Raw genomic sequence first — 22,496 nt, forward strand, 5'->3', positions numbered from 1 at the left:
CAGACGCGGAAGCCGAATACCCAGATTCAACCTGCAGACTCTCATTATGAATGAGGGACCAGCAGGGGGCAGGTCAGTAGGCAGAGCCGAGGCGCCCCCGCCTCGGCTCTTTCTTTCCGGCGCTCAGGTCCTCGTGCGGACGTGTTCCGGAGACACCCGAAGGACCTTGATCGGCTCCGGAAATTGATCAGTGTGAAGGGCCGCCACTTTCGGGTCCGTGGCGTTCTCCACGTCCTGTCGACCGGTCTCGAGATCAAACCCGCGTTCCGCAGCATTCATCTCGATCACCTTCACACCTCTGACGTATCCCGCGCGAAGCGCGACGTCTTCTTCGGTCAGGAGCATGGCATCGCGAGTTGCTTGATATGCAGCTCTGAGCTCCAGATTCGTCGTGACTTCCAGTCGTTTCCGAAGCGCAGCGGCGTCTGCCTCGGACGGTATCGACCAGGCCCCGGGAAAGCCTTCCGCGTCCAGGGGGCGAGGCTCTCCAGCTGCCAGTGCCGCCAAGCTCTCCGGGACAACCTGTCGCGACTGTGACATCGTGGCTTCCACGACAGCCGCGCGGCAGCGCAGCTCGGCCGCCGTCGCTTCCTGGGCCTCCTCGCGCTGGCGGACACCAAAGACCCGGCGGGCGAAGCCGACCAAGAGATCGAACGCCGGCATGATCCGCTCCTTGAGCGAGCGCCGGTCTTCTTCTGCGTCGGGCGCTTTCGGTCCGAACTCGAGCCCCTCCCGACGTTTCTCGGTTGCAGGCCGGTAGTCGATTTGGCGCGCCTCGATGGCACTCATCCCGCATTCCAGCGCCTCGGCCCTATCCGCGACCGAGGAAGCAAGCTCTTCGGCACGGGTGACTCCCGCTTGGCCCTGCGCCGCCAGACTGGCTGCCTCGGTTTCGCGGAGGAGGAGGTCGATCTTCTCGCCTTCGATAGCCGTGACCTGCTCGTTGAACGTCGCCGCGCATTCTGCCCTCCGCTTCTCATCCTTTGCCTGACGGTCTTTCACCGCCAGGGCTTTCTGATACTCGGCGCGCGTCATGCGGCATCGTTTGGGCCCGAACCGGAGCAGACCGGCGCCGTCAAAGACACCTTCGTAGAAATCGTCCTGCCACTTGCTCATCGCTGCGCGGTAGGCGCGGTTCGCACCTTGGCCCACGGCCTTGGGGTCCTTCACCTTCTCTGCCGCGTGCGACTCGTTGAACGCGATCTTGGCAGCTCTGCCGGGGTGGAGCGTATCAACCCGACCCAGCTGGGGCTCGATTGCAAGGTAATGCGCATGGACATGATCCTCGTCCCAGTGAATGACGCCCATCAGGAGAACCCCACCGGCCTTCTCGACGGTCTTCCTCTCATGCTCCATTGCCGCCGCGAGCAGAGCGACGCATTCCTCTTGAAGTTCGGGATCGGCGAGAGCATCCATCGTGAGCGTGGGAAGGGACACCACCGACGAATAAAGCGTGCGGGCGTCAGAACGCAGCTTTCGCTTCGCCTTCTTGCCCTTGCGGACGTAGACCTCCTTGACCGTCGACGCTTCTTCATGGGCTGCTCGCGCCGCGGCGAATGAGCTGACGGTCCCGGGCAGGATCTGGGGCGGCATCCCGCCCGGATTGACATGGAACGAGGCCCAAGGTTTCCGTTCAGCTTCGTCCAGCACCTCTTGCGCTGTCCAGGCTCGCTCGCCGCTCTTTCGGAACTTGGGTTCCCTGAATTTCTTCCCGGGCGCGCCCTGCACCGAATACGACTCCATGCGCGCGAATTGATAACCTTTCATCGCCATCTCCTTTGTTCGAGGCGACGGGGAAATAGGTAAGAAGGGTGCACCTCCGGAAATGTCTGCGACGCGCCCCGAAGGTGGGCACACAAGGCATAGTGTCCGACTATGCGTAGTGCGAGCCGCCCCTCTGGGGCTCACTACGCGCCGGCTCTCCGACGGCCCCTCACGCCGGGGGGGCGGTCCTGCGCAGACGGCGGCAGGGCGTTCGCCACCCCTGCACTCCGGCGCCTTCCGGCGGATCGAGGGTGTCGTTCGCCACTCCCCCTCGAAACCCCCTGGCGTCTCCGACGGCGCGGGGGAGCGTCGTTCCGCACTCCTCCCCCGCGACCCCCAACTGCTCGCCGCTCCCCACGGCCGGCGAAGAGAGGGCAGGCCCTCTCCTCGACCTCTCCCAGCATGTCCGGCGATTTCGCGAGCGCCGGGTGTCGAAGCGAATGATCGCGGTGTGTATCATGCCTGAACCACCCGTCGCCCATCTCCTTTCATGGCAGGAGATTGGCGATAGGAGGTTTGCCATGATAGATCGACCACCCGTTAGGGAAAACGATCAAGTGACCAGCCCGTATGGGACAGACAACGCAAGAGATCGCCAGCATGAGTGCCGGGCGAACCTATTTCTGACAATCGTCCAATGCATCAGCACCCGGGATATCGAACTTTACTGTGGGAACCTGTTCTTGGGTGCTGTGACGCCCACGGACCCGGGCAGCAGCGATGAGGTCGCCGAGATCTACACTGTGGCAATGATCGAATTTATCGACGTCCTCGGGCGGATGTCGAACCACGAACGCATGCTGGTTGTCGAGGGGATCACACGGCCTCAGGACTTGACCACCGCACCGTCGCGCCCCGGTCTGTTAACTACCACCAACTCCCACTTCGGGGCGCACAACAATGGGATTTCTTGGAAAACGATAGAATGCACAGCGCAGCGTCACCCTGGTCCCGGCTCCTCTTTGCGAGAGCCGTGCCCAGGGGAGCCGCAGCCCGAGAGGAATGGAAATCGAACGAACTTGACCCGGTCTTGAGCCGGACACTCCGAGAAACCAGGAGACAACATGTTCGATTTTACCGATACTATCACTGCCGCACCGTCGAAAGCCCTCCAGGAACTGCGGTCCTTTGCAGGCGAGAACGCTGATGCGCTCGCCTGCGCCGCAGCTTTGCTGGGCGCGTCGCCAGGTGTCCGCAACGCTCTGAGTGCGCTGGACGGTCTGGCCAACCAGGGCCGCCCGACCGCACGCACGATGCGCGCGCTCGACGATTTGGTCGACCTTCTCATGCTCAAGAACGTGCATGAACCACATCGGATCGAAGCCGCATGTTTCGCTGCGTTGGACCCCGCTGAGCCTGTCGTCGAAGAGATCTGCATCCTCGCAGATGGCCTCGTTAACGCCCTTGGAGCATACCGCAAGGACGCGCGCGAGCCGTTGGCCTCTGGAGTGGCAGCATGAGTGGGTCACGCACGCTATCCCGCTTCGCCGCCCTGGTTGATGGCATCGAGATAACGCCGGATTTGCTCGCTGGCGTTGTCACGGCCGCGCTGATGCAAGCCGATGTCGTTGCGGATGAGCTTTACGAGACCGTCATTCCGCAACTGCCACCTACGCAGCGCGCGTTCCCCTCGGCGATGGCAGGCAAGATCGCCCGTCGCGACATCTTCGACGACAGCTTCGCCCGCGACCTCAAGACGCTCAGTGAGCAACTCGGCGGGCAGGTGAGGGACCGGATTCACGTCTACTTTGAAGGCGACGAAAACCATGTCCGCGGGGGCTACGAAAGCATTTTCCGCGAGCCCGGCGTCCAGGCACTGGAAGCAGCACTTAGTGAACTCGATCTGCTTCACGACCTCATTGCCGCGTCATTGAGCGCCGCTAACGCGGTCTGCATGGCAGGGAATTTGATGGATCGGTGAGCATCACGGCGCCCCTGCCTGGGGCGCCGTGCCTTGGGTCGAATGACCCGTGTCCATGGAAGGATCACCATGGGCAGGCGTGTTGGTCTCCAATCCTTCTGCTGCGCAAGCCAACACGCCGATTAACCAAAGTCGACGCAGCGAGCCGAAAAAAGTTTCCATTTAGATCAATGGCTTGGGTCTGCAATCCGCCTCGCACGCAATTTTTCTTCAGATTTCGGCGACTCGTTGGATCGCGTTCCACCCACTCTTCTTCCGTCAAAAGAAGTGAAGACTATGCCTGCCGCTCAACCATCAAGATCCTCAGTGTCCAACGTCATCGGTGCGATCGTCGCCGCTGGCTTTCAGCCTGGCGCGGTCCGCGTCCATCCTGACGGGTCGTTTTCGGTCGATGTGGCAGGCAATTCAAATGGGGCGCCGTCTGGGCACCCGATCGCAACCAACGCGCACGGTAAAAACGCAGATGCCGACGACGCCCCAACCTGGGATGAAGGTTTATGAAAATCGAGAAGACTTATGAGGGCCTTTGTGAAGAGAAGACGCCGGCGGGGACACCTCGCTGGCGTGTTCGCGTTGAAGGGCAGAAATCCAAGAAGATCACCATTCCGGTGGGGCCTGATCATCAGGACTTCGAGGACCACTACCTTGCCGCGCGGGCAGGGCTGAAGCTAATCGTTACCGAGAAGCCAAAGCCAGCGAAGAACACCCTCGACGAACTCTGCGAGAAGTTCATCGATTGGATGAAGGTTCAGGTTGAGGCTGGGAATCTGAAATCGGGGACCTTGGTGAGCCGCACTACCGGCCTGAAGCAGGCTCGCAAATGCCTCTCGCCCAACAAGAAGATTCGGATGGGCGCGATGAAGGCGTCGCTTCCGCGCGAAGCCTTTGCACATGTTCGAGACTCTTTCGGGGTGCGGACGGGCGCAGCCCATACGTGTCTGAAAGCACTCCGCGCCGCGTATACTTGGGGTGCAGATCATGGCTATCCAATCAACAGCCCAGTCTTCTTGGTGAAGAGCAATCACGTCGAGAAGGGGGGCGCTGAGCCTTGGTCTGACGCTGACGCGGAGAAATTCCTTGCATACCATGGTCCGGGCACGATGGCGCGCCGGTGGTTCTTGCTCGCGGAAGCGACTGCGGGCCGCATCGGCGATATGCACCTTCTTGGACCGCAACACGAGATGACCCGGAAAGATCGTTTATACATCAAGTATCAACCGTCGAAGAAAGGCTCGTCGGAGGTCCAGCTTCCGTTGCCTTGGGATTTCATGCTGGAAGCCGCCAACCTTCCAGTTGACGCTTCGGCCTACCTCCTGACCCAAAAAGGCACGCCCTTCGCATCCTCTGGCTCCCTCGATAACGCTGTTCGCAAATGGATCATTGCTGCTGGTCTCTGCGAGCAAGTTCTCGACGATGAGGGCAATCCGGTGCTGGAGAAGGAAGGGATGCCGAAGTTGCGCGCCACCCGGTCTCAGCATGGCATCCGTAAACGTCGCGCCGAGCAGATCGCCGAGGCGTCTGGGTCTGTCTACGAAGTCATGGCGCACTTGTCGCACAGCGACCCGAAGACCGCCGCCATCTACACCAAGCGGGTTGATCGCGCGCGTCTCGCCGAGCGTGCTGCGCTTCGTGCGGAAGAGCGTGCGAAAGAGGCCGCGGAAGCCAAGAGTGTCCCACGCCACGAAAATCGTGGGACACTGAACGAGGTAACGTCCAGTAAAACAGAGGAAAATGAGGAAAAGTGGCAGCCCGTAGGGGAATCGAACCCCTCTTTCCAGGTTGAAAACCTGGCGTCCTAACCGATAGACGAACGGGCCAGCTGTTGTGGCGTGAGCCGGGTTCTAAGAAAAGCGGGCGCTAGGTGCAAGCGGAAAATTGAAGAAACTGCGACAGAAGTCGATTTGGAGCGTTTTTTTTCGAAATTTAGCCGCAAGATATTGATTTTGTTTGAAAATTTTTATTGCGTTATGGTGGGATTTATTGCGGTTCAATGGCGTTGGACATGCTTTTAGGCGGCCATGGCCGTTGATCCCAAGAATCGCGCCCGACACGGGGCCATTTGGCGGTGGTCAGCCGGTGGCTTCGGCGGCATCATCCAGCCGCAATTGCACTTTTTGCCGTCCGCCCCAGGTGTTGATGTCCAGTTTGCCGGCAAGGTGGAATCGCTTGCCCCCATGATTTTCGATCGCAGTGCCAATCGCGCTGTCATAGGCGCCAAAGGCAATGGCCTCGATCGGGGGGGAAAGACCGTCAGAGAAGCTGAGCCGCAGATGGCTGTCGCCGGCGCGTTTGGCAAAGCGGATCGCCATATCGGGAAAGGCAAAGCGCGGGGCAGGGGCCGAGGCACCGTAGGGCCCGGCCTCTTCAAGGCGGTTCACCAATTCGGGTGAGGCCGCGCCGGGCATGAGCGTGCCGTCCAGGCGCAGGTCGGCAGGGCCGCCATCACCGGCACCTTGCTTGGCCAGCAATTCCGACAGCCGCGCCATGGCCGGTTCCAGCATCTGGCGTGTCAGGCTCAGGCCCGCTGCCATCTTGTGCCCGCCGCCCTTGACCAGAAGCCCCTCTGCCGCCAGCCGCTGGATCGATGCGCCAAGGTCGACACCGGCCACCGACCGTCCCGATCCCTTGCCGTCGTCGCCATCAAAACCGATGACAATCGCCGGGCGGTTGGTCAGCTCTTTCAGGCGGGACGCGACAATGCCGACAACGCCAGGGTGCCAGCCAGTGCCCGCGGCCCAGACCAGTGGCGCATCCAGCCCGCGCTGTTCCGCCTGATCCAGCGCGGCGGCGCGCACGGCGGCCTCGATCTCGCGCCGTTCGCTGTTCAGCTGGTCAAGCCGCTCTGCCATTGCCTTGGCTTCGGCTTCATTTGTGGTCGACAACAGCCGCGCGCCCAGATCCGCCTGGCCGATCCGCCCGCCGGCATTGACCCGTGGTCCCAGCACATAGCCAAGGTGATACGACGACGGCGCAGAATCGAGCCGCGCCACATCAGACAGCGCCACCAGACCGGTGCGCGCACGATGCCCCATGACCTTGAGCCCCTGACGGACCAAGGCCCGGTTCACACCGATCAGGGGCGCAACATCGGCCACCGTCCCCAGGGCGACAAGATCCAGAAGCGCCATCAGATCAGGCCCCTGTTTGCCGATCTCGCGCAATTGCCGCCCCAGTTCGACAAGGCAGAGGAACACCACACCAGCGGCGCAGAGATGACCGAGCGCGCCATCTTCGTCCTGGCGGTTCGGGTTGACCACGGCCACCGCAGCGGGCAGCGTTTCACCGCCAAGGTGGTGATCCAGCACCACCACATCTGCACCCTTGGCCGCCTCGATTGGTGCATGGCTGAGCGTGCCGCAATCGACACAGATGATCAGGTCGTGACCACGCGCCAGCTCTGCCATGGCGGGTTCATTCGGGCCATAGCCTTCGTCGATGCGGTCGGGGACATAGAGCGTCACCTGCCGGCCAAAATGCCGGAACCAATCTATCAGCAAGGCAGCGGATGTGCCGCCGTCGACATCGTAATCGGCAAAAATCGCCACTTTTTCGCGGGTTTCCAGCGCCCGCAGGATACGGGCCGCTGCCGGTTCCATGTCGCGCATGCTGCACGGATCGGGCAACAGATCGCGCAATTTGGGATCAAGAAACGCCGTCACCTGATCAGCCTCGACGCCACGTCGCGCCAGCACCAAGGCCAAAGCGGGCGGCAGGGTGGCGGATTGTTCCAGCAGGCTGGCCTGACGTTCAACCGCAATCCCCGGACCAACCCAGCGTCGTCCGGTCAGCGATTGCGTCACCCCCAGATAGGCGCTCATGTCGGTTGTCCTGTGATTTCGGCAACTCGACGCGCCGTGGCAAATTCGCCGTGCAGATGTGCGATCGCGGCGCGGTGGCTGTCATCGGCGCTCATGTCCGGGCTGCCCGCCTGCCAGCTCATGTCGGCGGTGGCGGCAAAAGCGGCGCAGGCGTCATGCGCCAGTGTCACCACGAACCCCAGGTTCGCCGCCATCCGCACCGAAGTCGAAACACAATGCGGCGTTGTCAGCCCGCAGATCACCAGATGCGTCAGGCCAGCGTTGCGCAGATCCTGTTCCAGTGACGTGCCGATAAAGGCGGAATTGACCGACTTCTCATGCAGGGCATCGGTGTCTTGTGGGGCAAATCCCGGTATGAAATTCGCCCCGTCGCTGCTGGCTTGCAGCGGGCTTTGCGGATCGACACTCAGATGGCGCACCATATGCACCGCCCAGCCGGATCTGCGGGCCGCATCCAACAGGGTGCGCGCTTGCTGCTCTGCGTCCGGGTTGTTGCGCGCGCCCCAGACAGGGTCGTTAAACCCGGTCTGAAAGTCGATCATCACCAGCGCGGTTCTGTTCGGCGGGGTCGCCGGCGATACTGTGGTGGTCGGGGTCATCACTGGGTCGGATTGCGATAGGTCATGCGCCGGACCGACCCGGTTTTTGACCGCATCAGGATGGTTTCGCAGGTGGTCCAGCCCGGTTCGCGTTTCAACGCCGGCAACAAGGACCCGCCGGTCACGCCGGTCGCGGCAAAGATCACATGGTCGGTCACCATATCGTCGCGGGTGTAGATCCGGTCGAAATCGGTGATCCCGGCCTTCGTGGCGCGGGCCTTTTCATCGTCGTTGCGGAACAACAGCTTGCCATAGATCTGGCCACCCATGCATTTCAATGCGGCAGCGGCCAGAACACCCTCGGGCGCGCCACCCGATCCCATGTACATGTCGATGCCGGTCTTGTCCGGCTCTGCGCAATGCATCACCCCGGCCACGTCGCCATCGGTGATCAGACGGATCGACGCCCCGGTCGAGCGGACTTCGTCGATCATTTCCTGATGGCGGGGCCGTTCCAGGATACAGACGGTGATATCCTCCGGTGAGCAGCCCTTTTCGGTGGCCAGCGCCGACACGCGGGTCGCGGGCGGCATGTCCAGCGTCACAAGGCCCTCGGAATATCCCGGCCCGATGGCCAGCTTTTCCATATAGACGTCAGGAGCATGCAGCATTGATCCGCGCGGTCCCATGGCGATCACGGTCAATGCGTTGGGCATGTCCTTGGCGGTCAGGGTTGTGCCCTCCAGCGGGTCAAGCGCGATGTCCACCCCCGGACCTTCGCCGGTGCCCACCTCTTCGCCGATAAACAGCATCGGCGCTTCGTCGCGTTCACCTTCGCCGATGACGACAACGCCCTTGATGTCCAGCTTGTTAAGCTGTTCGCGCATGGCGTTGACAGCGGCCTGATCCGCGGCCTTTTCGTCACCACGTCCAATCAGTTTGGCACTGGCAATCGCGGCCTGTTCCGCCACACGGGCCAGGCCCAGAGACAGCATACGGTCGTTGAAATCCTTGGGGGCCATGAGGTTTGATCCTTTGTGTGAACACCGTCCCCATGTGATTACCCTTTGCGGGGAAGGGGCCGCAAGGGGCTTGGCCATTTGCGGCGGGGCGTCATGCGGGGCTGGCTTTGACATCTGGCTGTTGCACAGGGCTGATACTGCGGCCTGCAATTGCTTTCCTTGCGCCAGAGTTGTGTCGATCATGAAACATCTGACTGTCGAAATCGACACCACGTCCTGTGCGGCTGTGCTTGTGCCCAACGGGATTGGCACGCCTTATGACAAGGTCGTGGAGTTGAACGTTATCGGCGGTCACATCACCCGGGTGCTGAGCGATGCGGAGCTGGGATTGTCCGCCTCTCTGGCTGTGCCGGACGGCGCGAAGATGACGGTGCGCTATAGTGTCGAGACAGCGGCGAGCGGGGCCCTCTACCCCGAGGCCGCATTCGCCCCGCGACAAAACCAATTCACCCGTGCCGCCGCCGAACTGGCCACAGAAAGCCGGCGGATCGCAGAGGGTGCCGGGCGCGGGCAGGCGGGCATAGAGGCGCTTGTCGCCGAGGCCGAGAGCCGGTTCTCTTATGCCCACCCGGAGCACCGGTTTACCGATGGCATGGATATGGTGCCCTATTTGTCCTGCGGGCTGACGCCGGGGTCTTGTGTCGACATCAACACCTATCTTGTCGCCGCGCTACGGGCCGCCGGATATGATGCCGCATATTTCTATGGCTATTTCTTTCCCGAAGAGCGTGCCGGCATCACCCTGGATGGTCATTGCTGGGTGGCCACACGACATGCGGGCGAGATCCTGGAATGGGACATCGCACATCATATCAAGACCGGGCTGGGTGCAACCAAACCCGGCCTGAACCCCCGGCCCGGCAAACGGGTGGCGATCAGCCATTCCATGGGGCACCGATATGGCGATCTCTGCGATGGATCGCTGATCAAGATCCTCGGTGAACCTTTGGGCCTGAACGCCGATTTGCGCCCGGTTGACGCCGATATCATCGCCCGGCTGGAACCCTGGACCTAGCGCCGCAGTACGACGCCATTGCGACAGGCGCCGGTCAAGGGAAGCTCCGGTAAATCACAGGTCTGGTGCTCCGAGGCATATGCTGCCCCAGTTGTTCATTCCCGGTTTGTTCATCCCCGGTTCCCGACAACTTGGCACGATCTCTCGGCCGGACCTTAAGCTCAGAGATTGGGCCGGAGATTGGGCTCAGAGATTTTCGATCCGAAACGCCACCGGCGCGCCGACCACCACATCGGTTGTCTGCATCGCCTCAAGCGCTTCGTCCAGCGCCGCCCGCTGGGTCTTGTGGGTGACGATCAGCACCGGCGCGGCCTCATCAGCATGGCCATATTGGCGCATCTGGTCGATGGAAATGCCCGATGCCGCCAGAACCGCCGCGACCTTGGCCAGCGCGCCGGGTTTGTCCTGCAACGCCATGCGCAGATAATAGGGGGCCGGTGTTGCGCTCTTTGCCGGGGTGGCCTCGGTCAGGGTGGCGGCCGGTTGTCCAAAGGTCGTGACCCGCAGGCCACGCGCAATATCCATCACGTCGCCCATCACCGCGCTGGCGGTCGGGCCTTCGCCGGCACCGGGGCCGCGCAGCACAACCTGTTCCACCTGATCACCTTCGAGCACCACCATATTGGTGCCGCCCGGCAATTGCCCAAGCGGAGAGGTTTCCGGCACGAGACAGGGCGACATACGCTGTTCCAGCCCGCGCCCGGTCATCTGTGCGACGCCCAATAGCTTGATGCGATAGCCCATATCGGCAACGGCCCGAATATCTTCGATCTTGATCCGGCCAATCCCCTCCAGCTCGACCCCGGCGAAATTCACCTGGGTGCCAAAGGCAACAGCCGACAGCAGCGACAGTTTGTGCCCGGCGTCAATCCCGCCCACATCCAATTCCGGATCCGCCTCAAGATAGCCCAGCTGATTGGCCTCTTCGAACACCACATCATAGGGCAGACCGGCGCTTTCCATCCGCGTCAGGATGTAATTGCAGGTGCCGTTCATCACACCCAACACACGGGTGATCTCATTGCCGGCCAGCCCTTCGGTCAGGGATTTGACCACAGGAATGCCGCCCGCAACCGCCGCTTCGAACCGCAGAACCGCACCGTTGTCTTCGGCCAGCTGCGCCAGCGCCTGACCGTGCATGGCCAACATCGCCTTGTTGGCGGTGACAACATCCTTGCCGGCCTTCAACGCAGCTTCGGTTGCGGCCTTGGCCGGGCCATCACTGCCGCCCATGAGTTCGACAAAAACATCGACATCATCCCGGGTGGCAAGAACCACGGGATCATCTTCCCAGGCATAAGACGTCAGGTTGACGCCGCGATCCTTGTCGCGGGTGCGGGCCGAGACGGCGCTGATTTCAACCGGGCGTCCGCCACGGACCGCCAGAAGATGCGATTTCTGCCGGATGATCTTGACCACGCCGGCCCCAACCGTGCCCAGCCCGGCAATCCCAAGGCGCAAAGGTTCGGTCATGGCAGGTCCTCCTAAAGGATCAGAAATGGGGTCAATTGTGTTCGCCGCGATGTAGCGGCAACCGGCGCGGGGTGCAACGCCAAGCCCGGTCATATTGGCAAATTCGACGTCAGCGCACGCCTCGCGCCATGCGACTGCGGGTGGCGCGGTCAATCACCGGGCTTTGCAGCCCTGCCGCGCGTGCCCGAAGTGCCGCCAAACGCCCCAGCAAAGAGGTCTGCACCTCCAGGGTGGTGGTGCTGTCGGGAATGGCGCGCAATTCTTCGATGCTCAGCAATCGGGGATAGGCCGCCGCCGCGACATCCGGGCCTTCGCTGTTGTCCAGCGCCGGAAATTGGGTGCACCCCAGGACCAGGGTCAAGGGCACAAGGCAAAGACACAGCCGGATCAGATGCATGGTCGCTCCCATTCTTTCATGCCTTGTCATGCCGCATGGCGCGGCCAAGGGCAAGGATTGGTGATTGATCTGAACGCCCGTTCAGATCTAAACACCCATATGGCACGTACCCAAGGTTCCCATTCCGACATCACCGGCCCCCGGATCAAATCCGCCGCGCTGAAACTTTTTGCACGCAACGGCTTTGCCGCGGTATCAATGCGTCAAATCGCGGCCGAGGTCGGGGTCCAGGCCGGGGCGCTCTATAACTACACCCCCGACAAACAGAGCCTATTGTTCTCGCTGCTCAGGGACCACATGGATGAACTTCTGGCAGCCTGGGAGGATACCGCACCGGCGGACACGCCGCTGGCACAGTTGGAATCCTTCACCCGTTTCCACATTCGGTTCAATATCGAACGCCCCGAAGCGATCTTTATCTCTTACATGGAATTGCGCAATCTGGAGGCCGATAACTTTGCCCATATCGAAGCGCTGCGCCGGGCTTACGAAGACAAATTGGAAACCATTTTGCGCGCCGGCCTCGGCACCGGGCAATTCACCATGCCGGACACCAAGATTGCCACAATGGCGGTGATTGCCATGCTGACCGGGGTCAATACCTGGTATCGGGCTGGCGGGCGGCTGTCGCTGACAGAAGTCCAGAAAATCTACTGGGACATGGTGCGCCGCATCGTGGGGGCGTGACTGTCAGACCCGCGCTGGCCTGCACGGTTTCATCTGACCGTAAATATCCCGGGGGAGTCCCCCTTTTAGGGGGGCGGGGGCAGCGCCCCCTAGGGTCCTGATCCTATGTGCCGCGCCGCTTCACGCGCAGGGTTGGATCGGCTTCGCGTGGATCTTCGGGCCAGGGATGGCGGGGATAGCGGCCGCGCATGTCGCGGCGCACATCCGCATATGACGTTTCCCAAAATCCGGGAATATCCATTGTGACCTGTACCGGGCGTTGTGCCGGCGACAGCAATGTCACCCGCAAGGGCTGTCCGGCGACGGTCGGATGGACCCGTTGACCAAACATCTCCTGCAAGCGCAGGGTGATCTCGGGATGCTCGCCGCCGTAGTCAATCGGAATTTTCCGCCCCAAAGGCGTGGTAAAGGCCGCCGGCACCGCCCGATTCAACGCCTCTTGCTGATCCCAGGACAGCGAGGCGACCAGCGCATCATGCACGTCAAACGCCTTCCAGTGGTCCGCCGTCTTCACCCCGGTCAAATAGGGCAGAAGCCAATCCTCCAACCCTGCGAGCAAGGCCGCCTCGGACATATCCGGCAGGTCAATCCCGCCTGCGCGCGCCACATGCACCCGTGCCACCAGCCGCGCCGCGCCCTTGGATAGACGCAGGCCCAGATCCCGCACCCCGTCCAGCATCGCCCGCGCCACCGCATCACTGGGCGCGTCTTTCCAGATCCGGTCCTGCAGCACCACGGCGCCAAACACCTCTTGCTGGCGTGCCACTACCCGCCGGTCGCGTTTCGACCATTCGCAAACATCAACCCAGGCGATCTGATCCTCAAACAATGCGCGGATCTCGCCCTCGGAAACCGCTATCGCCTGGCGAATGCGCGCTTCACGCGGGTTGCCATCGGTGTCGGTGACCACGATCAACCGTTGCCCCGCCAGCGGATCACTGTCGTCCATCACCGCACCTTTGCCGCCGGACAACACATAACGGGGCGCATCGCCCTTGCGGCGCAACCCGATCCGGTCCGGATAGGCAAGAGCCGCCATCTGGGCCGCTGAATGCGCCGCACCGGTCCCGGACCCCGATCCGGGACCTCCCGCCGTCTTGCCGGAGCCCGCACGCCGCAGCCGCTTGGCCTCCTGGCCAATCCGCTCAAGCGCCGGGCGGTTCACCTCATAGGGGCGTCGGTTGCGGAATGCGCGCAGATCGCGCAGGGCCTCCAGCCGCAGCGCCAGATCCACCGGCGCGCCGCGCAAAGGATCGCGGTCGGCCAGCAGCGCCGCCAACGGCGCGGCCTCAGGCCCGGCCACCGCCAGCATATGCGCCAACCGCGGATGCAGGGGCAGGGCGGCCAGCACCCGGCCATGGGCGGTGATTGCGCCCATCGCGTCCAACGCGCCCAGCATCCGCAACAGCGCCTGCGCTTCGGCCCAGGACCCAGGGTTGGGCGGCGTCAGCAGGGGCATGTCCTCAACCGACCCGCCCCAAAGCGCCAATTCCAGCGCCAGCCCGGCCAGATCGGCCACCTCGATCTCGGCCGGGGCAAAGGCGGGCAGCGCGCCTTCTTCGCCACGTGTCCAGAGCCGATAGGACACGCCTTCGGCCACGCGGCCGCCGCGGCCTGCGCGTTGGGTGGCCTCGGCCCGGCTGACCCGTTCGGTCACCAGCCGCGACATGCCCGATCCCGGATCAAACCGCGCGCGACGCGCCCGACCGGCATCCACCACCACGCGAATGTCTTCGATTGTCAGCGATGTCTCGGCGATCGAGGTCGCCAGAACCACTTTGCGCCCGCTGGTTTCCGGTTGGATCGCCGCGCGCTGGGCGGCAAAGGGCAGCGCGCCATACAGCGGGCGAATATTGCAATTTTGCGGTAGGCGGGCTTTCAACACCCCTTCGCAGCGGCGGATCTCGCCCTCTCCGGGCAGGAAGACCAAAACGCCGCCCTCGGTCGCGCTGACCGCCTGAGCCACCAGATCGGCGGTGGCCTCGGCCAGCCGCACTCTTGCCCCCGGTTTGGCCACCAACGGCCGGTCCAGCCACCGGGTTTCCACCGGAAAGGACCGCCCCTCAGAGGTAACAACCGGCGCATCGCCCATCAACACCGCCACCGGCGCAGCATCCAGCGTCGCTGACATCACGATCAGCCGCAGGTCGTCGCGCAGCGCCCCGGCAATTTCCAGACACAGCGCCAGCCCCAGATCGGCATTCAGGCTGCGTTCGTGGAACTCATCAAAAATCACCGCGCCCACGCCGGTCAATTCGGCGTCTGATTGGATCATCCGGGTCAGGATACCCTCGGTCACCACCTCGATCCGGGTGTTCCGGCCCACCTTGGCCTCGCCGCGAATACGGTATCCAACCGTGTCGCCCGCAGCCTCGCCCAGGGTTTCGGCCATACGTTCCGCCGCCGCCCGCGCCGCCAGCCGCCGCGGCTCCAGCATCACGATGCGCCCGGTCACCAGACCAGCCTCCAGCAGCGCCAGCGGCACTCGCGTCGTCTTGCCCGCGCCGGGGGGCGCCTGAAGCACCGCGCGGCCATGCGCCGCCACCGCCGCCAGAAGCTCTGGCAGCGCGGCATCAATTGGCAAAGGGGTCCGGCGTGTCGTCACAAAACGCCTTATCGCCGAATGAGCACCGCCCGTCCACGCAGAGTTTGCACATCCATGCGTTTGACCCGCCATTGACGGTCATCTCCCGGCTCATAGGTCAGCTCAAAGGGAAATGTCTTGCCTTCCTTCATCGCCTTTTTGGAAAATCCGCCTTCGCGAATGTACTGCCCCTGACAGGTCACCAGATCTGTCTGGCGGCGGGGCTGCGATGTTGTCAGGCGAATGCGCCGCTCACCATCAAAATAACTGACATTCAACCGGCAGAGGTCATCGCCCGCCCGGTCGGCCAGCACCTGCCAGATCGCGGTCAGCGGGTCCAGCGTGCCGGCCTGTGTCGCGGGGGGGAGCCAATGGCGCTCTGGTTTTTCGCTTTTCTCCAGCACCGGCACGCCGGCACGATAGGTGATGACCTTGTTGCTTTTGCGCCGTCCGGTGTCTGAATTTTCCTCGTACCGCGCGGGGCGAAACGTGCCGTTGCGCACATGCCCCAGCACCTTTGCGTCAAAGCGGAAATCCGTGATCGCCGCAATCAGGCCAGAGGATTTGACCCGGGCCGCAGCGGCATATTGGCCGCCCTCGCGGGTCATGCGGGTTTGCACCTCTCCGGCCTTCAGCCCTGAGAAATAGACATCATAGCGGGTCTTTTCCTGGGTCGGCTCTGCGGCCCCGGCAAGGGACATGACCTGGGACAGGATCAGCCCCAGGACCACCCCGGATGTGCGAGAAAAAGGTTTCATCTGTTGTCCGTTTTGCGGTTTTGCCGCCAAAGTCAGTTCTGAATGGCCGCGCTGCTCTGGACTAGTTGGCCAGTGGCGTGCACAAAATGCCAGAACTGACCGGACCGCCCGGACCCGCGCGCAATTCCCCGCGCATTCCCCGGCTGGGCCTGTGCGGAATGATGCCGGTCAACACCCAACCGGCCAAAAAGGATGGCAGAGCAGATGGACATTTCCGACCTTGCAACCCGGGTTCTGGACGGTGACAGGCGGGCCTTGGCCCGTGCGATCACCCTGATTGAAAGCGGTCGGGACGATCACCGTGCAGAGGCGACCAAATTGATCGACCGGCTGCGTCAATCCGGGCGGCAGGCGCTGCGGATCGGGTTGTCGGGCACGCCGGGGGTGGGCAAATCCACCTTTATCGAAAGTTTCGGGCTGATGTTGACCGGGCAGGGGCTGCGGGTGGCGGTTCTGGCGGTTGACCCTTCGTCGGCGCGGTCGGGTGGGTCCATTCTGGGTGACAAAACCCGGATGGAGCAGCTGACCCGCGACCGCAACGCCTTTATCCGTCCTTCGCCCAGCCAGACCCATCTTGGCGGTGTGGCGCGCCGCACGCGTGAAGCGGTGGCGCTGTGTGAGGCAGCCGGGTTCGACGTGGTGTTGATTGAGACCGTCGGCGTCGGCCAGTCCGAAACCGTGGTATCAGAGATGGCGGATCTGTTCCTGTTGCTGCTGGCCCCGGCGGGCGGCGATGAATTGCAGGGCGTCAAACGCGGCATCATGGAGATTGCGGATCTGATTCTGGTGAACAAGGCCGACGGCGATCTGAAGCCCGCCGCAACCCGGACCTGTGCGGATTATTCCGGCGCATTGCGTCTGCTGCGCAAACGCCCGCAAGACCCCGCCGGATTCCCAAAGGCCATGACGGTTTCGGCGCTGCATCTGGAGGGGCTGGAAAAAGCCTGGGATGAAATGCAGACGCTGGTGACCTGGCGGCGCGAGAATGGTCATTTCGATGGCCGTCGGGCGGAACAGGCGCAATTCTGGTTTTCCGAAGAAGTGCGCCAAACCCTCTTGGCGCGCCTGCAAACGCCAGCCGCAAAAGATGCGATGGCGATGCTGTCGGCCCGTGTGGCCGCAGGCGAGACAACTCCGACACGCGCCGCCCAGGATATGGTGGCCCGGCATTTGGGCGGATGACGGCGGTCCTGCTCTTTGATGGCGATCTGATCCGCGCCAGCGTGTTCAATCCCGGTCAGCCGAAGCTGTTTGTCAGCTTCCGCCAGCGGATCGCCGACCCTGGCAGCTTTGCCGAGCCGAAACCGGTGCGCAGTTTCATCAATCAGGGCATGACCCATCTGCACCTGCAGTCGCGGTTGAATGATTGGTATATCAACAGCGAAACGGCGGCGTTGGAGGGCGTTCTGACGGAATTTGCCGCCCGCTTCGATCAGGCCTGTGCGATGGGGTTCTCGATGGGGGGATATGCGGCCTTTCGCTTTGCTGCGGCGCTGCGACTGGGGCGGATCATTGCGGTGTCACCGCAATATTCCATTGCGCCAGAGCATGTGCCGTTCGATCGCCGCTACCGCGATTGTGCGGGGGGATTCGCGCTCGACGCGGGCGATCTTGGCCCGCGCGGCACAAAAGTGGCGGGTGTGATCCTGGCTGATCCGTTTCGCCCGCTGGATATCCGCAATGCCGCCCTGATCCAGACCGCATTTCCCGCCATGCGCCTTGCACGGTTGGCCGGCGGCGGCCATCCCGCAACCGGGGTGCTGGGCGAGGGCGGAAAATTCGCCAAACTACAGGCGCAATTGGTCAAACCGGTGGTGCCGGTGCGCCGCGTCGTCATGTTGCACCGCAATTCCCGTCGCAAAAGCGTGAAGTACTGGCAACATCTGGCAAAACAAGCGGAAAAATTCGGGCGTTTGCCGCTGGCCCGTCATGCAGAAGACCGCGCATCGATGCTTTTGCATCAGGCGGATTGAACATCCGGGCACGGGAATGTAAAGCCTATGCAACAGGCTCTTGACGATTCCCGGCTTGGGGCTTAATAGCCTGAAAACCAATTTCCGGGCACTGCAACGCGGTGCCCTTGATTTTTGTGGGGCGCGCCCGGGCAAATGCTCGTTGTCCTGCTTGAGAACCATGAGGAAGATGACATGTCGCGCCGCTGCGAATTGACCGGAAAAGGCCCGATGACTGGCAACAACGTCAGCCACGCCAAAAACAGAACCCGTCGTCGGTTTCTGCCGAACCTGAATGATGTGACCCTGCAATCCGAAACGCTGGGCCGTGGCGTCAAGCTGCGGATCTCTGCATCGGCTCTGCGTTCGGTCGACCATCGTGGTGGCCTGGACAAGTTCCTTGCCAAAGCCAAGGATGTTGAACTTTCGGACAATGCGCTGAAAGTCAAAAAAGAGATCGTGAAAGCGCAAGCCGCCGAGGCATAAGCCAGCTTTCGGGATCTACGGCGCGGGACGCCCCCCAGTGGGGCGACCATGCGGCCAGAGGATCCGATCCAAAAAACAACGCAGACGCTTCGGTGTCCGCCAAACCCTCGTCGGCCCACCCGGCGGGGGTTTTTCTATGCCCGGATTTTGGCTGCTTTGGCGTGTCGCTCACTTAATGCGGCTGAGTGGCGGGCCCTTCATCTTAAATTTACGTTACGTCATCTATCCCTTCGGATAGGTGGAATAGCCAGATGCACTTTTGCTGCACCGCCGCACGTCGGCTACATTCAAACGGTCGAAGAGTGGTTTGTTTCGGGGCGTCGTACCCCTGGCTCGGATTGGGGTGCCTGCAAGGGTCCTGGTTCGCAAAAACCTTGGAACAGGCCACTCGCGACACCCTGACCGGCATGGCCGGGTCAGGATGTGCAATCGGGCAAACCCGGCGGGGCAGGCGTGCCAACCCTCACATGCGGTGGCGGGCGGCGCGGGGTGAACAGCGCCAACTGCATGAAAATGCAAGATCTTCAATCACAGTCACGGCGCCAAACGCCCGCCGAAACGCATGAGATCCGCCTATTTGGTCTTTTTGCCGCCGATATTCAGCGGTTTGCCCAAGTTGGAATTCGCGGTCGCCAGAACCTTGGGCTTCTCCTGCTTCGGTTTCTTGGCTTCGCGGTTGCCGTGGTGTTTCTGTTTGGTCATGTTGATCTCCGATCACGTTCCCCATGCGGACATCGCACAGAGCAGTCGCATCGTCAGGCGATCAGGGTTGCCCGTTTGGCCGGGGCGATGATCCGTGGGAGGCGGCAGGGACAAGACTCATCATCTCGGAGCCTGCAGGCATAAAATATGCCTGCTCTCGCTCACTTACAAGGGGTTTGATGCGGCCGGTCATGCACCCCGCCCCAGCCCGGAACCAAGGCCCCCGGTCTTCCAGCGGTTGCGCGGTTAACGCCTGCCAACAGTCCTTTGCAAGCAAAGTTCGAGATGCCAGCGCCTGTGCAAATTCACGGTGACTTAACTCCGAAAAGATTGCGGGCTTCCATCAAGATGCTTCAATAGCATTGATAATCTATGCCAGTGTTGGTTCAATCGTCTGGTTCACATTGTGAGGAAATTGTTATGTCTAATTTAGAGGTTGGTGGCAAAACACTTGGGAAGATTCATGAAGCAGGAAACGCCAAGAAATTCTTCTGTTATTTTACAGGGTTTTTGGAAGGAATTGTTTCTAGCGGAGGTATCGAGGTTGGCGAGTTGGAACCGCTTATCCGCCAGTGCAAAGAGTTCGTTCGTAACGTCAGTGACTGCGATGCCAACGAAATTCTGGAAGATTTCGATGCTGATTTGCTTGAGCATGAGTTTTTGAAAGACGCGGTTTACTATCGAGCACTAAATATAGACGCTAATTGTGAAAAGAGCTCCGTCAACAGATTTCTTGGTTTCTGTGCAGGAATCGCGTGTGACGATTTAATTAAAATAGAAGAAGCCGAAGCGCTTGTGAAATACGCTCAACAGAATTCATGCATATTGCAAGATGTCTATGCGAGGTCGGTAGTTAGAACCTATATCGAGGCACTGGACGATGGCATTGTCGATGCACAAGAGTCCGCAGATATATGTCGTGAAATTACACGACTTGTCGGTGATGCTTATTGCGATACAGGTATTTCCAGCCTTGGCGGTACACCTGTTCTGGATACACTTGCTTTGGGTGACGACGATGGGATCCTGCAAGATGCTATCATGGTTCTGACAGGAAATTTTTCAATAAGCCCTAGGAAATTGATCGAAGAAGAACTTTCGGCACGCGGTGCGATTATCAAAAAATCGGTAGGCAAGAGGACAAACTTTGTGGTGATCGCCAGTGAAGCATCGAGAGATTGGGTTTACACACATAAAGGCACGAAAATTGTGAAAGCACTCCAGCTTCGGGAGCGAGAAAACAAACCTGAATTCATTGCTGAACATGATTTGCTACGGCTACTTGGAATAAAATAGTCCCTCAAACATCCAGCTCCTCAACAAACTTCGCATTCGCCTGGATATACTCAAACCGTTTCTCCGGCTTCTTGCCCATCAGCCGTTCCACCAGATCGCCGGTTTCGCCCGGTTCATCCTCATCAATCGACACCCGAATCAATTTCCGGGTCAGGGGATTCATCGTGGTGTCTTTCAGATCCTTGGCGTCCATCTCACCCAGACCTTTGAACCGCGACACGTCGATCTTGCCTTTGCCGCCCAGGCCCTTTTCCATCCACATCTCGCGTTCGGCCTCATCAAGGCAATAAACCCGCTTCGCCCCCTGCGTCAGCCGGAACAGCGGCGGACAGGCCAGATAGAGATGCCCGGAATCAATCATTGGGCGCATCTGGGTAAAGAAGAAGGTCATCAACAGCGCCGCGATATGCGCGCCATCGACATCCGCATCGGTCATGATGATGATCTTTTCATAGCGCAGATCGTCGATATTGAACCGCGATCCCAGCCCCACCCCCAGCGCCTGTGACAGGTCGTTGATTTCGGCGTTGGAGCCAAGTTTGGACGACGCCGCCCCCAGCACGTTCAGGATCTTGCCCCGCAGCGGCAAAAGCGCCTGCGTCTTGCGATCCCGGGCCATCTTGGCCGACCCGCCGGCGCTGTCGCCTTCGACGATGAACAATTCGGTGCCGTCACGGTTGGAATTGGAACAATCCACCAATTTGCCGGGCAGGCGCAGCTTCTTGGTCGCCGATTTGCGCGCGGTTTCCTTTTCCTGACGCCGTTTCAGCCGTTCCTCGGCCCGTAGCACAAGGAAATCAAGGATCGCGCCCGCCGATTTGGTATCCGCCGCCAGCCAGTTGTCGAAATGGTCGCGCACCGATCCTTCGACCAGTTTCGCCGCCTCGGTCGTGGCCAGCCGGTCCTTGGTCTGGCCAACAAATTCCGGCTCCCGGATGAAACAGCTGACCAGCGCGCAGCCCCCGGTCACCAAATCATCGCGCGTGATCTGCGCCGCTTTCTTGTTGTTGGACAATTCGCCATAGGCGCGAATGCCCTTAAGGATCGCGGCCCAAAACCCACCTTCATGGGTGCCGCCCTCGGGTGTGGGGACGGTGTTACAATAGCTTTGGATAAATCCGTCGCGCGATGGCGTCCAGTTGATCGCCCATTCCACCTTGCCCGGCGCGCCGAATTTTTCACGGAAATCGACCGTACCCGCAAAGGGTTTGTCGGCATAGGTCGACGCCGTGCCCAGCGTTTCTGTCAGATAATCCGACAACCCGCCGGGAAAATGAAACGTCGCCTCGGTCGGGGTTTCCCCGTCGTCTATGCCGGATTTCCAACGGATCTCGACACCGGAAAACAGATATGCCTTCGATCGCACCATCTTCAACAGACGTGCGGGTTTGAACCGGTGCTTGCCGAAAATCTGCTCATCCGCATGAAAGGTCACGGTAGTGCCGCGCCGGTTGGGGGCGGCACCAATCTTTTCGACCCCACCCAGCGGGATGCCGCGCGAAAACCGCTGTTCAAACAGCTCTTTGTTGCGCGCGACCTGAACCACCATCGAATCCGACAGCGCATTGACCACAGATGCACCGACGCCATGCAACCCGCCCGACGTCTCATAGGCATCGCCGGAAAACTTGCCACCGGCGTGCAAGGTGCACAGGATCACCTCAAGCGCGGATTTTCCGGGGAATTTGGGGTGGGGGTCGATGGGAATGCCCCGGCCATTATCGCGCACGGTGATGGCAAAATCTTCGTGCAATTCCACCTCGATACGCGTGGCGTGGCCGGCCACGGCCTCGTCCATCGAATTGTCCAGAACCTCGGCCACCAGATGGTGCAGCGCACGTTCATCCGTGCCGCCGATATACATGCCGGGACGCTTGCGCACCGGCTCCAACCCTTCGAGCACCTCGATATGGCTGGCATCATAGTCAGAGTCGGAGGCTACACCCAAAAGATCGTCGGCCATTTCGCTGCTCTTTGTTGGTCTTGATTGCCCGCCACTATGCCAGAGCGCGCAGGGCGGGGAAAGGGTGTGGATCAAGTCCCGGTCACGTGAAGTGCAATGTGCAGGCGCTTTGCCATTCT

At 61.3% G+C, this 22,496-nt stretch carries 18 protein-coding genes and 1 tRNA gene; 8 read left to right on the top strand and 11 right to left on the bottom strand.

Annotated features, from left to right (window positions below; genetic code table 11):
* Positions 1-123 precede the first annotated feature (123 nt).
* Complete coding sequence (locus tag Q4577_RS14810) at positions 124-1,767, bottom strand: hypothetical protein (RefSeq protein ID WP_303470558.1); 1,644 nt, start codon at positions 1,765-1,767, stop codon at positions 124-126.
* A gap of 1,061 nt (positions 1,768-2,828) precedes the next feature.
* Between Q4577_RS14810 and Q4577_RS14815 the strand changes: the two genes are divergently transcribed.
* Positions 2,829-3,224 (top strand): hypothetical protein, encoded by a 396-nt coding sequence (locus Q4577_RS14815; protein ID WP_303470556.1) that lies wholly within the window; start codon positions 2,829-2,831, stop codon positions 3,222-3,224.
* Positions 3,221-3,685: a hypothetical protein gene (locus Q4577_RS14820; protein WP_303470554.1), complete on the top strand. Its 465-nt coding sequence runs from the start codon at positions 3,221-3,223 to the stop codon at positions 3,683-3,685. The genes Q4577_RS14815 and Q4577_RS14820 overlap by 4 nt, the downstream gene beginning before the upstream one ends.
* 1,742 nt (positions 3,686-5,427) lie before the next feature.
* On the opposite strand, the gene Q4577_RS14825 is transcribed toward Q4577_RS14820, so the two are convergent.
* The 4 genes from Q4577_RS14825 to glpX all read right to left on the bottom strand — a co-directional run bounded on the left by Q4577_RS14825 (position 5,428) and on the right by glpX (position 9,064).
* Positions 5,428-5,502, bottom strand: a tRNA-Glu gene (locus Q4577_RS14825).
* Positions 5,503-5,754: 252 nt separating this feature from the next.
* A complete protein-coding gene (gene recJ / locus Q4577_RS14830; RefSeq protein WP_303470552.1) occupies positions 5,755-7,503 on the bottom strand; it encodes a single-stranded-DNA-specific exonuclease RecJ in 1,749 nt (582 codons plus the stop codon).
* Positions 7,500-8,102, bottom strand: coding sequence for an isochorismatase family protein (locus Q4577_RS14835; RefSeq protein ID WP_303470549.1), 603 nt, complete (start codon positions 8,100-8,102; stop codon positions 7,500-7,502). Before Q4577_RS14835 ends, recJ begins: the two co-directional genes overlap by 4 nt.
* A complete protein-coding gene (gene glpX, locus Q4577_RS14840) occupies positions 8,102-9,064 on the bottom strand; it encodes a class II fructose-bisphosphatase (RefSeq protein ID WP_244691551.1) in 963 nt (320 codons plus the stop codon). Before glpX ends, Q4577_RS14835 begins: the two co-directional genes overlap by 1 nt.
* A 181-nt stretch (positions 9,065-9,245) precedes the next feature.
* Between glpX and Q4577_RS14845 the strand changes: the two genes are divergently transcribed.
* On the top strand, positions 9,246-10,079 hold the full coding sequence (locus Q4577_RS14845; RefSeq protein ID WP_303470547.1) for a transglutaminase-like domain-containing protein: 834 nt from the start codon (positions 9,246-9,248) through the stop codon (positions 10,077-10,079).
* A 186-nt stretch (positions 10,080-10,265) separates the two neighbouring features.
* Here Q4577_RS14845 and Q4577_RS14850 read toward each other — a convergent pair whose 3' ends face one another.
* Together Q4577_RS14850 and Q4577_RS14855 are read right to left on the bottom strand one after the other, a co-directional pair.
* Positions 10,266-11,552 (bottom strand): homoserine dehydrogenase, encoded by a 1,287-nt coding sequence (locus tag Q4577_RS14850; RefSeq protein ID WP_303470545.1) that lies wholly within the window; start codon positions 11,550-11,552, stop codon positions 10,266-10,268.
* Positions 11,553-11,661: 109 nt separating this feature from the next.
* Positions 11,662-11,961 carry a hypothetical protein gene (locus Q4577_RS14855; protein ID WP_303470542.1) on the bottom strand — a complete coding sequence of 100 codons (300 nt, stop codon included), beginning with the start codon at positions 11,959-11,961 and terminating at the stop codon, positions 11,662-11,664.
* A gap of 87 nt (positions 11,962-12,048) precedes the next feature.
* Between Q4577_RS14855 and Q4577_RS14860 the strand changes: the two genes are divergently transcribed.
* Positions 12,049-12,636, top strand: coding sequence for a TetR/AcrR family transcriptional regulator (locus tag Q4577_RS14860; RefSeq protein WP_303470540.1), 588 nt, complete (start codon positions 12,049-12,051; stop codon positions 12,634-12,636).
* Between the two features lie 103 nt (positions 12,637-12,739).
* On the opposite strand, the gene hrpB is transcribed toward Q4577_RS14860, so the two are convergent.
* Together hrpB and Q4577_RS14870 are read right to left on the bottom strand one after the other, a co-directional pair.
* Positions 12,740-15,241, bottom strand: a complete 2,502-nt coding sequence (gene hrpB, locus Q4577_RS14865; RefSeq protein ID WP_303470538.1) for an ATP-dependent helicase HrpB — start codon at positions 15,239-15,241, stop codon at positions 12,740-12,742.
* An 8-nt stretch (positions 15,242-15,249) separates the two neighbouring features.
* Positions 15,250-15,978, bottom strand: coding sequence for a DUF3108 domain-containing protein (locus Q4577_RS14870; protein ID WP_303470536.1), 729 nt, complete (start codon positions 15,976-15,978; stop codon positions 15,250-15,252).
* Between the two features lie 192 nt (positions 15,979-16,170).
* Here Q4577_RS14870 and meaB point away from each other — a divergent pair, with 192 nt between their 5' ends.
* The 3 genes from meaB (at position 16,171) to rpmB (ending at position 18,416) form a co-directional block, all read left to right on the top strand.
* Entirely contained in the window at positions 16,171-17,160 is a 990-nt protein-coding gene (gene meaB, locus Q4577_RS14875; protein ID WP_303470532.1) for a methylmalonyl Co-A mutase-associated GTPase MeaB, read from the top strand.
* Positions 17,157-17,951 (top strand): alpha/beta hydrolase, encoded by a 795-nt coding sequence (locus Q4577_RS14880; protein ID WP_303470530.1) that lies wholly within the window; start codon positions 17,157-17,159, stop codon positions 17,949-17,951. Before meaB ends, Q4577_RS14880 begins: the two co-directional genes overlap by 4 nt.
* Positions 17,952-18,125: 174 nt before the next feature.
* Positions 18,126-18,416, top strand: a complete 291-nt coding sequence (gene rpmB, locus Q4577_RS14885) for a 50S ribosomal protein L28 (RefSeq protein WP_244691558.1) — start codon at positions 18,126-18,128, stop codon at positions 18,414-18,416.
* Between the two features lie 573 nt (positions 18,417-18,989).
* Here the strand turns inward: rpmB and Q4577_RS14890 are convergent.
* The gene (locus Q4577_RS14890; RefSeq protein WP_280520737.1) at positions 18,990-19,118 is read right to left on the bottom strand and encodes a hypothetical protein; all 129 of its coding nucleotides are present in this window, start codon (positions 19,116-19,118) and stop codon (positions 18,990-18,992) included.
* Positions 19,119-19,538: 420 nt separating this feature from the next.
* Here Q4577_RS14890 and Q4577_RS14895 point away from each other — a divergent pair, with 420 nt between their 5' ends.
* Positions 19,539-20,414 carry a hypothetical protein gene (locus tag Q4577_RS14895; protein WP_303470525.1) on the top strand — a complete coding sequence of 292 codons (876 nt, stop codon included), beginning with the start codon at positions 19,539-19,541 and terminating at the stop codon, positions 20,412-20,414.
* A gap of 4 nt (positions 20,415-20,418) precedes the next feature.
* Here Q4577_RS14895 and parE read toward each other — a convergent pair whose 3' ends face one another.
* A complete protein-coding gene (parE, locus tag Q4577_RS14900; RefSeq protein WP_303470522.1) occupies positions 20,419-22,377 on the bottom strand; it encodes a DNA topoisomerase IV subunit B in 1,959 nt (652 codons plus the stop codon).
* Between the last annotated feature and the right edge of the window lie 119 nt (positions 22,378-22,496).

Source organism: Marinovum sp. 2_MG-2023, from assembly GCF_030548265.1.
Taxonomy (GTDB): Bacteria; Pseudomonadota; Alphaproteobacteria; order Rhodobacterales; family Rhodobacteraceae; genus Marinovum.